This is a genomic window from Sphingobacterium sp. E70 (genome assembly GCF_019285695.1).
Classification (GTDB): Bacteria; Bacteroidota; Bacteroidia; order Sphingobacteriales; family Sphingobacteriaceae; genus Sphingobacterium; species Sphingobacterium detergens.
This window is the reverse complement of record NZ_CP079104.1, coordinates 5640249-5653255: the sequence shown is the minus strand read 5'-3', so window position 1 is coordinate 5653255 and position 13007 is coordinate 5640249. Positions and strand designations below refer to the sequence as shown.

Here is a 13007-nt window from a genome sequence, read left to right as displayed (position 1 = left end):
CTAAGTATAAGCAAGTTGATGCATACGATGTCACAAAAAATATCTTGTAAAGGATAAGGTCAGTAACAAAAACTTTTATGTAACTTTCTTTTTCTATGGTGACATACTTTCGGGCTGGAATGTTGATCCTGCACCCTCGAACAGCTAAAGTATCGATACTTTCCTATCTTTGGACTTTCATAAATAGATTGAAGACATGAATAAAACTTTTGGTTTGATAACAGCTTTACTTGTCCTAAGCTATACAGGGCGAATAGATGTGTGCCAGGCGCAGCAGACGACAAGTACCGCAACGGTAAAGGATGCAAAAAGATAGATCAAGCAACATTAAATAGCATTCTTGAAAAGAATAGTCAGCGCTTTAAACTGGGAAAAGTAGCAGATTACATTCCAGAACTGGGCAAAGCAAATGCACAATCCATTGCACTATCTGTTGTAAATAACGATGGTACTCTGGTAAGTGCCGGAGATATACATCAAAAATTTACGATTCAAAGTATATCAAAAATAATTGCGTTGATGATCGCGGTACAGGAAAGTGGTGAAAAAGCTGTTTTTGAGAAAATGGGATATTTTGGAACCGACAAACCTTTCAATCACTTTGGCAATTTAGAAACAATGGGTAAACCGCTTAACCCCATGATGAATGCAGGTGCTATATTGACCACAGCCCTTATTAAAGGGAATGCTGAAGAACCCTTTGCTAAAATCCTTAAGATGATTCGTTTCATTACAAACAATGAACAGATAGATTATAGCCATGCGGTATATAACTCAGAAAGAGAAACTGGTCATCGGAATCGCGGTATGTTCTACATTATGCGAAATAATGGGTTAATTGATGGTGAAGGGAAGAAAAGCTCAATAATTACTTTAAACAATGTTCCATCGAAATCACAGTGGAAGATCTTGCCAAAATAGGCTATTTTTTTGCCAATCACTGTGTCCGTTATGATGGAAACAAACAATTTCAAGATCCTAATCTATCACAGCTTATTCAGTCACAAATGCTGATTGCCGGCATGTACGAATTCAGTGGTGAATATGCCCGTACGGTTGGGCTACCGAGTAAATCCGGTGTGGGCGGAGGAATCGCTGTCAGTGTTCCCCGTAATATGGGAATAGGGGCTTTCAGTCCGGCTTTAGACCAACACGGCAACTCACTGGCAGGTTATCATATGATCCTAGATCTGGTGAATGCCAAACATCTGAGCCTATTTGATTAACAGATCAAATAGCATAAATTAAATCGTTGCAAAACCGAATCCCTGTTTTGCTTGTTAATTCCTAAGTCTGCATAGCTATATGCAGGCCTAGGAATAAATTAAAATACCAAAAATAAACCAATGGTAAGAACAGAAACAATAATCGCTGTGGAAAGTGTTTCTAAAAGTTCAACCTTTTACCAGGATTTGCTAGGTTGTACCAGCGAACATGGTGGCGAGACTTTTGAAATTCTAACAGTTGAAAACAATGTAATTTTATGCCTTCACAAATGGGGTGAACACGCACATCCCACCATGCTCCAACCCAAAAATGCCGGAAATGGTCTAATCCTATTCTTTCGGGTAGATAATCTCCAGGAAGTGTTTGAAAATGCCACCAAACTCGATGCCATGTTCGAAAAAGAAATTCACTACAATGAAAATTCATTAAGAAATCAGTTTATCCTCCGGGATCCTGACAATTATTACCTGATTATTTCAGAATAAGAAGTTCTTCCGTAACTACATGCGTTGGTTTGATTTAACAGATGTTCATTTGACATGTGCTTTCTTAAACCAGTTTAAGTTTATTATTCAATCTTTCCTGCAACTTTGTAGTATCAAAATATAAAACAATGACAGCACGATTAAATATTGCAAAAGTAGATGCAACAGCTTATAAAGCGATGATGGGTTTAGAAACCTACCTCGCTAATACCTTTCTTACCCCTGTCCAGAAAGAGCTTATTAAAATAAGAGCATCCCAAATTAATGGATGTGCTTTTTGCCTTGACATGCACACCAAAGATGCATTAAAGTATGGTGAAACTCCCCAGCGTATATTCTTGCTGAACGCTTGGCGTGAGACCGAATTATTTAATGCCGAAGAACAGGTTTTATTGGAGATGACTGAGGAGATTACCTAATTCATCAACAGGGCCTGACGGAGGAAACTTATCAAAAAGCGAAGAAACTATTTGACGAAAAACAACTTGCACAGATCATTATCGCTATTATCACAATCAATTCATGGAATAGAATTGGTATAAGCACACATTTAGAATTATTAAAGTAGGTAGACCCCGGACATACCCGCTAGGATGCGAATTCAATCGCTCCCGTTGGGATGTAAATGAATCTATAAAAATGGGGTCAGTCCAACGCGAACGGCCCCATTTTCGTTTAAAATAACTAGTCGATAAAATCTTAAATCTACCATCCCGCAAATCGCATTAATCAGCTATCTTTAATCCGAAAAAGTTTATTAAACCAATTAAACTCAGAAAAATGAAAATCGTTAAAAAATTTTAATTGTTTTGGTTATTCTCATTGCCATTCCCTTAATTGTGGCACTTTTTGTTCCTAAGGATTTTGATGCTAAAAGTGAGATTACCATTGACAAACCTAAACAGGAGGTCTTCAACTATGTGAAAATGCTTCGAAATCAAGATCACTTTGGGGTATGGCAACTTTCCGATCCACAAATGAAGAAATCCGAACAGGGCACCGATGGTCAGGTTGGATTTAAATACAGTTGGGATGGCAAGAAAGTTGGAAAAGGTTCACAAACCATTACGCGCATCGTAGATGGAGAAACGATCGAAACATCACTTGACTTTGGATTCGGCGAACCGTCAAAAGGGTATTTTAAGCTGAAAGAAATATCGCCCAATCAGACATCGGTAACCTGGGGTATTACCGGTAAATCACCTTACCCCTGGAATCTAATGAGCCTATTTATGAATATGGATAAGGATTTTGACCAAGGACTCAAAAACTTAAAAGATGTCTTGAAATAGCTTCATACATCATAAAAAAAGGTATTTAAAGCATAATCAAATGATCTTTAAATACCTTTTCTTCAAAAAAACGAATTGAATTAACGACGACTCATCAGAATACGTAAAATATACCAAAACAACAACATGATAGAAGAAAATAGCTGTAATGCTGCCCCTACATATTGTTCATTGCCGTAATTATATTTCAGACTTTGCGTTTGGTACAAAATGCTTCCTGAAGCAATCAACACCATGATGATAGAAAACCAAAGTCCCAATTGAAATCCAAATAATGCGCCCGCGACAATGGCACCCAATGCTAGGAAGCCACCAATAACAAGGATGTTTTTCAGAAAAGAGAAATCCTTATTTGACATAAAAGCAACTGCTGTAAGTGCTGTAAACAAGGCCAGCGTCATTATACTTGCCTGGTAAAGCAAGCCCGCACCATCAGTCATCGAAGCGGCAATAAAAATTATTGGCAGGAAAATAATAGCTTCAATACAATGTAAAATGCCAGTCCAAGATACTGGGTCTGACGACTCTGCGCTAATGTCCATCGAGAAGACAATGAAGCTCCCAACCAGAAACATCCGAGGAGAAACAACCAAATAAACTTCCCACTGACCATCCATACAATAAAATCATAAGGAACTAATTTTATCAATAGGGTTTCTAAAACGATAAATGCTAAAATAGAAAGGGCAACATGAAGATAAGTTTTTTTGTAAAAAACGCCCTTTCAGCCTCATCGTTAACAAGTAAATACTCTTGTGATTCCATAAAACAGTTAAATAAGATGTATTAATATACATTAAAAATAAGCATTAATTCGATTTTCACAAGAAATAATTTAAGCAGAGCCTATCGAATTACCTCGCATTGATACAAAAAAAGAGGACCCCGCCTAGCAGGGTCCATTCAAACAAACAACTTATTTCCAGCCTCCTCCCAAATCTTTGTAGATATTCACAACAGCATTAAGCTGTTGCTTCTTAGTTTCTATCAATTCAAGTTTTGAATCCAATACATCGCGCTGAGTCATCAGCACTTCCATATAATCAGCACGTGCCGACTTAAACAGATCGTCTGATACCGTCACAGAATTATTGAGCACTTCAACTTCCTTGGTTTTGAAATCATAACTCTTGCCGAGGTTTTCGATATTAGACAGTTGGGTAGACACTTCCAAATAGGCATTTAAAATTGCCTTCTCATAATTATAGACTGCCTGTATCTGCTTCGAATTTGCGGTATTGAATTCCGCTTTCAATCCATTTTTGTTTAACAACGGAGCTGCCAACTCTCCTATTATGTTGTACAACATCGATTCGGGCATTTTAAACAAATAGGATGGCTTAAAAGCTTGCAGGCCCAGCGCAGCCGATATTTCCAAGGAAGGATAGAATTCCTTCCGCGCAATCTGTACATCCAATTTTGCAGCAGCAAGTTCATATTCAGCCTCACGGATATCAGGTCTATTGCTCAGGAGTTGACTCGGTATCCCCGTTTGTACTTTCGCAGGTACCATATCCACGAAGCTACTTTTATCACGTTTGATTTCCTGTGGAAAACGTCCTAAAAGGAAATTAATTCGGTTTTCAGTTTCCTTAATCTGCTGGCGTGTCTCAAATTCCATTCCTTTGGTTTTTAATACTTCTGCCTGGAATTTTTGAACAGCAAGTTCTGTCACACGCGCCGCCTGCTTCTGTAGTTTTATGACCTCCAGTGCATTGTCCTGCAACTCGATATTCTGTTTGATAATCGTTAGCTGGTTATCCAAAGCCAACAATTCATAGTAAGATCGTGCAACCTCAGCGATAAGACTGCTCAGGACAAAGTTTTTACCTTCCACCGTAGCAAGATACCTGTTCAATGCAGCCTGTTCAGAATCTTTCAGTTTTTTCCAGACGTCGATTTCCCAGCTTGCATAGGCACCTATCTTTAGATCACCCAGTGGATCGGGCATTTCCTTCCCTGGCGCGATCTCCGTACTGGCATCCCCAGCTCCCTGGCTTGTATAGCGCCCGACCTTCTCCACACCGCCGCCGGCACGTAAACCCACACTCGGTTTCAATGCACCTTTTCGCAGCAAAATATCATTCTTGGCAATAGCCAATTCTTGCAAGGTCACATTCAGCTCCTGATTATTTTTTAATGCCGTATCAATTAAAGCAACTAAATTAGGATCACTAAAAAAATCACGCCACTTCATATTGGCCGAATTCGTTGTGTCCTGTGCAAGTGCTTCAGCAAATTCCTGTGGCACTTGCTTGTTTTCCTGAATCTGAGTCGCTTTAGGAACCTTACAGCCTGTCATTGCTGCGGACAGCAAAACCCCTACTACCCAATATTTATTTGTTTGACTAGCCATTGTTATCGATTTCTTCAGTTAATGGATTTTCATCTTCATGTTTGATAAGTTTACGTTTGGAAGCGATTGTTCCAAAATAAAGTAGAGCCCCGGTATGACAAGGATACCAAAGACAGTTCCAAACAACATCCCTCCTGCCGCTGCAGTACCAATGGTCCGGTTGCCGATCGCTCCTGGCCCAGAAGCCATTACCAATGGAATCAGACCTGCAATAAACGCAAATGATGTCATTAAGATGGGTCTAAACCTCACCTTGGCTCCTTCCAAAGCGGCTTCGATGATACTGAGTCCCTGCGCATGTCGTTGTGTGGCAAACTCAACAATTAAAACCGCGTTCTTACCCAATAATCCAATGAGCATGACCAAGGCCACCTGTGCATAGATGTTGTTTTCCAGTCCTAGAACTTTGAGTAGGAAAAAGCTCCAAAAATACCAATTGGCAATGATAACAGAACCGCAAATGGCATGATAAAGCTTTCGTATTGTGCAGAAAGAATAAGATAAACAAAGCCTAAACAGATCAAAAGATATAGATCGCTTGATTACCACGTCCCACCTGATCTTTGGAGATACCAGCCCAATCAATACCATAGCCCTGTGGTAAGGTTTTCGCAGCGACAGCATTGATCACTTCAATAGCCTCACCGCTACTATATCCAGGAGCAGCAGAACCTGAAATTTCAGAAGCCATGTACATATTGTGACGCGTGATCTCGGAGAGTCCATATACCTTTTCCATATGCATAAAAGCCGAAAAAGGCACCATCTCATCCTTATCATTTTTTACATATAATTTCAAGATATCTTCAGGAAGAGCCCGATACTGCGGTAATGCCTGTACCATGACCTTATATTGCCGGTCATACTTAATGAAATTGGTTTCGTAGTTACTCCCCACCAGCGTAGAAAGCGTATTTAGGGCATTGTCAATAGTCACCCCTTTTAATTGAGCCATATCATTGTCGATATGGAGCATGTACTGCGGAAAACTAGCACTATAAAATGTAAAAACTGAGGACAACTCCGGTTGCTTATTCAATTCACGGACAAAATCCTTACTTACGGTCTCCATTTTCTTATAGTCACCGGAGCCCGCTTTATCCAAAAGCCGCAACTCAAATCCCCCTGCGGCACCATATCCCGGTACTGCCGGTGGCTGGAAAAACTCGATGGAAGCCCCAGGGATATTTTTCGCTGCATTTTCCAGCTGTTCGATAATTTCCTGCGAGGATTCCTTACGCTCTTCCCAACTTTTTAAATTGATCAGACAGGTTCCGGTATTCGCACCAGTTCCCTCAGTCAATATTTCGTAACCGGCCAATGAAGAAACGGATTGTACACCATCGATGTCCTCCGCCTCCTTCTGCAAAGTTTGAGCGGCCAGATTTGTCCGTTCTAAGGTCGATCCCGGTGGCGTTTGGATAATGGCATAAATCATCCCCTGATCCTCGTTTGGAATAAAGCCTGCTGGCACGGAATTATTTAAAAAGTAAGCGCCAATACAGAATCCGATCAATACCACAAAAGTAAAGAGACGCTTGTCAACGATACCTTTCAGTAAGAAAACATATTTGTTGGACATCTTATCAAACAATCTATTGAACGCATCCAAAAATTTGTCCACGATAGATTTCTTACGAGGTTTTCCATGATTGTTCTTAAGCATAATCGCACACAACGCTGGTGTCAAGGTCAATGCAACTACACCGGAAAGGATAATAGATGTCGCCATCGTGATGGAGAACTGGCGGTAAAAAATACCGACAGGCCCCGACATAAACGCAACAGGAATAAATACGGCCGCCATCAGAAATGTAATAGCGATAATAGCACCGCTGATTTCATGCATCGCTTTCTTCGTTGCCTTATAGGCTGAAATATGCAATTCCTCCATCTTGGCGTGTACGGCTTCGATGACGACAATGGCATCATCCACAACGACACCAATTGCCAATACCAGGGCAAATAGTGTGATCAGGTTGATTGTGATACCAAAAACTGCATAAACAGGAACGATCCCACTAAGGAAACCGGTACGGCAATGGTTGGAATCAAAGTAGACCGCCAGTCCCCAAGGAATAAAAAGACAACAATCGCCACCAGTATAAAGGCTTCAATTAAGGTATGGATAACTTTTTCCATGGAAGCATCCAAAATTTAGAAACATCATAACTGATTTCGTAATCCAGTCCTTTCGGAAAAGAAGACTTTAGTTCCTTCATTTTATTTTTAACATCCTGAATTACCTGAGAAGCATTGCTACCATAGGATTGTTTCAGGACAATAGCGGCAGAGGGCTTCCCATTCAAGGTAGAATAAATATCATACATGGCGGATCCAAATTTAATATCGGCAACATCGCGCAAGCGCAACATTTCACCGTTTGCATTTGTGCGTAATACGATATTACCATAGCCTCCTGTTGTTGTGAAACGCCCCGGATATTTCAGGACATATTCAAAAGACTGTGAAGTAATCCCGGAAGACTCGCCGGCCTTGCCCGGAGATGCTTCCAAACTTTGCTCTGACAGAGCTTTCATCACCTCCTCAGCGGATATTTTATAGGCGGTCATGCGATCAGGTTTTAACCAGATCCGCATCGCCAATTCCCGTGTTCCAAGAATATTCGCAACCCCAACTCCGTCTACACGTCTCAATTCTGAAACGATATTCATATCGGCGTAGTTATACATAAAGTTTCCATCAAGGTCTTTATCCTTGCTATATAGGTTGATATACATCAACATATTGGATTCTTCCCTTGTAATTTTCACCCCTCGCGTACAACGATAGGTGGAAGCTTATTAACAACAGAAGCCACGCGGTTCTGCACGTTCAATGAAGCTTGATTTGGATCTGTACCTAGATTGAATACCACCTGTATGCTGGCTTCACCATCGTTACCGGCATCTGAAGCCATATATTTCATTCCCGGAACCCCATTGATGGCGCGCTCAAGCGGAATGATAACAGATTTTATCATGAGTTCCCCATTCGCACCCGGGTATTCTGCTGTAATGTTTACTTTAGGTGGCGATATGGATGGAAATTGAGTTACTGGAAGTTGTACCATCGAAAGAACCCCAGAAACACAATGATCAACGATATAACAATCGAAAGTACAGGTCTATTTATAAAACGACTAAACATAGTAATTTAAGAGTATGGAGATTTATTCTGTTTTTAACTTCAAATTAGAAATGGCATCTTTAGGCTGAACAAAACTGTAGTTGATCTTTTCATCCTCTTTCACTTTCTGTATACCGTCCAATAGGAATTTATCATCTTTTTGAAGTCCACTGCTGACCACATAAAGGTCAGGAAGGGAATTGCTAATTGTGATATAACGCGCTTTTAACTTGCCTGCTTTATCCACGACATAAACATATTTCCGGTCCTGTAACTCGTAGGTTGCCTTTTGTGGAATAATCAATGCCTGCTTCAATGGAAAATTCATAACGACTTTACCACTTTCACCATGTTTCAATAATCGATTGGGATTTGGAAATCTCGCCCTAAAGGCAATGTTACCAGTTTCGCTGTCAAATTCACTCTCTATGGTTTCAACCACACCATGTTCTGGAAGCAATTCGTTATTGGCAAGCAATAATCCAACATGGGTATCTCCGCGTTTACTCACGTTTGTCTGATAATTCAGGTACTCTGGTTCCGACACATTGAAGTATACCAGCATTTGGCTATTGTCGGAGAGGCTTGTCAATAACTCGCCCTCATCCACCAAACTTCCTAATTTTAGCGGGATACGGTCAATTGTACCATCAAATGGAGCTCTTATTTCTGTAAAAGAAAGGTGCAGTTTGGCAATTGCGGAAGCCGCCTTGGCTTGCTCCAGTTTTGCTTTCGCCATCGCAAGTTCGTTGGGGATACGACATTTTTATCGGCTAAGCTCTTGGTGTTCTGCACTTCAATCTCGGCAACATTCACTTCCGCCATAGATTTTCTAAACTCTGCTTCATACATTTTGGGCATAATGCGAAACAGAAGCTGTCCTTTGTGCACAAATTGTCCCTCGTCGACAAAAATCTGCTCCAGGTATCCTTTCTCCTGTGCACGTAATTCGATATTACGAAAAGATTTAATCTGAGAAACAAAATCCTTACGGATTGTTGTATCCACCTGTACAGGAGAGGTAACATTGAATTTTTCCTTTTCTTCTTTCTCTTCCTTTTTGAAGTACACCCAATTTGGCATAATACCATAGCCAAATTAACGAGCATAAATACTCTTTTCATTTGTAAGCGTCTAATTAAAAATAAGTTTGATTGTTTGTTGATATGGTAGTTGAAACAACCTAAGCCTTAGATTATTGTAATACAAAAAGAACACAGAATCATTAGTCTATCAATGAAAGTCTGAATTATTCGGAATACAACGAAAATAAAGTTGGGCTATTTCGGGGATTGGCTATTAAATTCTCCAGTTTTGTTGAAGAATATACCTTTGGGGGTGTAAATAAGCGACAAAATTGCAAAAGGAATCTTTTTGCAAAACGAAATACAAAGATAAAAAGTACAACCGCACAGAACAATAAAGCGACTAAATTAGAAGCTGCTTCGAGGTCTTTGGTCAACTGAAAATTCTCACTATTAAACTCTTCGATAACGGGGTTCTCATCATGTAAGTTTCCAGCTATTAGAGGATCGATGTGGACACTTAGCGTATTAATCCTGTCCTTCAGGTTGGCATTATTGTGCTGGTACATAAAACTGACCGTAGGGCGATCAGATTCGTTAAGCACAGCATGGCTATTACCGCTCCTAATCAATAGGAACCCTATAAAACATAGAATTGTAATAACCGCTTTCATTTGAGGGCAAATATACTAGCGTATAAATAATTTCAATAAGGTTTAACACAATTTAACAAAATGATTACAATCCAACAATAATGTTTAGAAAAGTGACAACTGTTGCCCTATGTCACCACCCTTTGGAGCTTTTGCCTCACCAAATACTGTTCGACCATTGTACCTCCAGGAGTCTCTACGTTCTTCTGCTATGACCTGTTGAATATCAAACTGGGGTGTGAAATTATGCTCAGCGTCTAATATGATCTGATGGAGTTTATGCATGGATTTTAATTTATCGCTATTCCCCAGTTTTGACCTTTCGATACCCTTTTGTAAGATTTGAATACTTTGGTCGTAAATATTCAAAGGGACAGGAAAAGGATGACCATCCTTTCCTCCATGGGCAAAAGAAAAGCGCGCGGGATCTTTAAATCGTGCCGGAGCACCATGGATTACCTCACTGACTAGTGCCAAGGATTGTAATGTACGCGGCCCCATTCCCTTTAACAGCAAAAGCTCCTCAAAATCCTGAGGCTGATTTTCCCGTGCAACATATAACATCGCTCCTAACCTTTTGAGATCAACATCTGCAGCACGTACATCGTGATGGGAAGGCATGACCAATTTTTTAAAGTCCAATAATGCACGGGAAGAATCTTCGTTAACGATAGCCATAATGCCTGTTCTGTTAGGGGCTGCACCAGAAGCGGTCAAGTTCAAAATAAGGCCCTGCGAACGTCCTTCAATACCAGCATGAGGTTCGTCAATGAAAGAGCGAACTTTCTCTGAATGCCAATGATAGCGGCGGGCAGTTCCATCATGATTATGCATACCCTGTTGTACCACAGCCCAATGACCGTCCTTGCTGACAATAAAATTGTGGAGGTATAACTGATAACCATCTTGTATAGCCGTATTATCCACCTTGGCCACTAACTTACTTGTTCGAACCAATTTATTCCCGTCCAAACCGGTTTTATCTGCCAAATAAAGTAGCTCCTGGGGTGTGTCTTTAGAAAATTTACCCTTACCGCCACATATATAAAGGCCGAATGCATCCGCACAGGGATTGATCGCGCGTTTTAAAGCGCCCATGACCGATGTTGTAATACCTGATGAATGCCAGTCCATGCCGAGTACAGCGCCAAAGCTTTGGAACCAAAATGGATCTGCCAATCTCCTCAGCACCTCGTCTTGCCCATAATCCATCAGGATGACCTCCACAATGGATTTGCCTAGTGAACTCATCCGTTCATACAGCCAAGCCGGTACCTTTCCATAGTGTAGCGGCAAATCCGCCGTTCCTGAATGCCTCATAAATAAAACTAAATATATTAGCACAAATGTAACTCTTTTTATTTGCTAAACAAGATTTTCAGAGAATTGGGATTTATCGCTTACAATACCAAGATCCTATACATGCCTAAGGAAATCAGCAGCATGTAAAACCAGGACATCAGACTAATATAAAGAACCGATACTAAAAAGGCTGTATAATCGTGTGATTATACAGCCTTCTCGCTATTTCATATTGCCGGCCAAAGCCGGTTACTTACTATCTATCAATAGTTAAAGATTTACTTTCCAGTCAAAGCCGATATAAATCCAGCACGGAATGATGGATCTTTTTCGGAAAATTCAATCGAGTGTTTATAGGTATCCACATTAAAAACAATTCCGCAGGTTCCGCCTTTTTATTCTCTAAAAATAGTTTGAAACTATAGGCAGTTTTCTTTGATAGATCAACATTCACTTTATTGGATGAAAATACATTTGGCAGAACAACTTCTTTTGTAAAACCATCAGTAGTTGGTATTTGAAACAATTCACCTAAAGCTTTAACTAAGTTGTCAGATTGCGTTCCTAGGGTAGTAATTTTAATTTTTCCTTTCGTAAAGCCCACATCATCACTTGGCTGACCATCGATAATACCTGCTGGGATAAAATCAACGACTTCAATTTTAGCACCTACTGTATCCTTATTGTAAATTGATTTCGTTGTATAAATGCGACTTGAATCGGTTTTAACTTCGTCGGTAATACGCAGAAAGAAATTCTTTTTTCAGGTCCTGGAGTACCATTCGTCAGTTGTTCGATGCGTACCCGCTCAATGGTGTTCGCTGTCGCAGTATCACTTCCATCAGTTTTCTTCTGATTGAATTTCCACAAGCAGCCACCATCATCGTAGCTGTTGCAAGAAGGGCTATAGATTGAATTTTGTACATGGTGAATTGTTTATTATCAGTAATCATTGAAATATTGTTCCTATAATATTACTACTATTACTGATAACAAACAACTATTCGCAATGTTTTTATTTTATTTCAATAAAGCATCGTATAAAATTTCAACGGGGTGAAAAGATTTTCTTCCGGTACCATCTTTGATCTGATGTCGGCACGAAGTACCCGCAGCAGCAATTAGAGTTGCTGTATCTGTGTTACGTACAGCCGGCAATAAAACCAGTTCGGCCACTTTCATTGAGACATCATAGTGTTCGGCTTCGTAACCAAACGAACCTGCCATGCCACAGCAGCCCGACGGAATCACTTCAACGGAATAATTGGACGGGAACGCTAAGACTTGCTGGGTAATGCCTACCAGATGAAAAGCTTTCTGATAGCAATGTCCATGCAGCTTGATCTTCTTTTCCACAGCTGTAAACTGCTCCTGATGAATACGGCCCGCCTCGATTTCCGCCAATAGAAATTCGTCAATCATAAGTGCATTTTTAGCCACCAACTGTGCATGAGTACGAAGATTTTCATCAACCAGACTTAAATATTCATCTCTAAATGTAATGATACCAGATGGTTCAATACCCAACAACGGCGTTT

14 protein-coding genes and 1 pseudogene are annotated in these 13007 nt (G+C 40.2%); 5 read left to right on the top strand and 10 right to left on the bottom strand.

Annotated elements, in window-relative coordinates; all coding sequences use genetic code 11:
* The first annotated feature begins 261 nt into the window (after nt 1-261).
* The 5 genes from KUH03_RS40410 to KUH03_RS40390 all read left to right on the top strand — a co-directional run bounded on the left by KUH03_RS40410 (nt 262) and on the right by KUH03_RS40390 (nt 3004).
* Complete coding sequence (locus KUH03_RS40410; protein ID WP_257090230.1) at nt 262-921, top strand: glutaminase; 660 nt, start codon at nt 262-264, stop codon at nt 919-921.
* Nucleotides 900-1226: a glutaminase gene (locus tag KUH03_RS40405; protein ID WP_257090229.1), complete on the top strand. Its 327-nt coding sequence runs from the start codon at nt 900-902 to the stop codon at nt 1224-1226. Before KUH03_RS40410 ends, KUH03_RS40405 begins: the two co-directional genes overlap by 22 nt.
* Nucleotides 1227-1346: 120 nt before the next feature.
* On the top strand, nt 1347-1712 hold the full coding sequence (locus KUH03_RS40400; protein WP_077433996.1) for a VOC family protein: 366 nt from the start codon (nt 1347-1349) through the stop codon (nt 1710-1712).
* 128 nt (nt 1713-1840) lie between these two features.
* On the top strand, nt 1841-2131 hold the full coding sequence (locus tag KUH03_RS40395; RefSeq protein ID WP_257090227.1) for a carboxymuconolactone decarboxylase family protein: 291 nt from the start codon (nt 1841-1843) through the stop codon (nt 2129-2131).
* A gap of 390 nt (nt 2132-2521) precedes the next feature.
* Nucleotides 2522-3004, top strand: a complete 483-nt coding sequence (locus KUH03_RS40390; protein WP_257090226.1) for an SRPBCC family protein — start codon at nt 2522-2524, stop codon at nt 3002-3004.
* A gap of 80 nt (nt 3005-3084) precedes the next feature.
* On the opposite strand, the gene KUH03_RS40385 is transcribed toward KUH03_RS40390, so the two are convergent.
* The 10 genes and pseudogenes from KUH03_RS40385 to KUH03_RS47510 form a co-directional block, all read right to left on the bottom strand.
* Entirely contained in the window at nt 3085-3579 is a 495-nt protein-coding gene (locus KUH03_RS40385) for a Bax inhibitor-1 family protein (RefSeq protein WP_257097796.1), read from the bottom strand.
* A gap of 341 nt (nt 3580-3920) precedes the next feature.
* Nucleotides 3921-5360: a TolC family protein gene (locus tag KUH03_RS40380; RefSeq protein ID WP_257090225.1), complete on the bottom strand. Its 1440-nt coding sequence runs from the start codon at nt 5358-5360 to the stop codon at nt 3921-3923.
* Nucleotides 5353-8510 (bottom strand): annotated as a pseudogene (locus KUH03_RS40375) (efflux RND transporter permease subunit). The gene KUH03_RS40380 and the pseudogene KUH03_RS40375 overlap by 8 nt, the downstream one beginning before the upstream one ends.
* Nucleotides 8511-8532: 22 nt before the next feature.
* Entirely contained in the window at nt 8533-9228 is a 696-nt protein-coding gene (locus tag KUH03_RS40370; RefSeq protein WP_257090224.1) for an efflux RND transporter periplasmic adaptor subunit, read from the bottom strand.
* Nucleotides 9153-9572, bottom strand: a complete 420-nt coding sequence (locus KUH03_RS40365; RefSeq protein ID WP_257090223.1) for a biotin/lipoyl-binding protein — start codon at nt 9570-9572, stop codon at nt 9153-9155. Before KUH03_RS40365 ends, KUH03_RS40370 begins: the two co-directional genes overlap by 76 nt.
* 166 nt (nt 9573-9738) lie before the next feature.
* Nucleotides 9739-10119 carry a hypothetical protein gene (locus KUH03_RS40360; RefSeq protein ID WP_257090222.1) on the bottom strand — a complete coding sequence of 127 codons (381 nt, stop codon included), beginning with the start codon at nt 10117-10119 and terminating at the stop codon, nt 9739-9741.
* 153 nt (nt 10120-10272) lie between these two features.
* Nucleotides 10273-11463, bottom strand: coding sequence for a DUF763 domain-containing protein (locus KUH03_RS40355; RefSeq protein ID WP_257090221.1), 1191 nt, complete (start codon nt 11461-11463; stop codon nt 10273-10275).
* 295 nt (nt 11464-11758) lie between these two features.
* Nucleotides 11759-12073 (bottom strand): hypothetical protein, encoded by a 315-nt coding sequence (locus tag KUH03_RS40350; protein WP_257090220.1) that lies wholly within the window; start codon nt 12071-12073, stop codon nt 11759-11761.
* A 65-nt stretch (nt 12074-12138) separates the two neighbouring features.
* The gene (locus KUH03_RS40345) at nt 12139-12339 is read right to left on the bottom strand and encodes a hypothetical protein (protein WP_257090219.1); all 201 of its coding nucleotides are present in this window, start codon (nt 12337-12339) and stop codon (nt 12139-12141) included.
* A 150-nt stretch (nt 12340-12489) separates the two neighbouring features.
* A complete protein-coding gene (locus KUH03_RS47510; RefSeq protein WP_306429329.1) occupies nt 12490-12999 on the bottom strand; it encodes a (Fe-S)-binding protein in 510 nt (169 codons plus the stop codon).
* Nucleotides 13000-13007 lie beyond the last annotated feature (8 nt).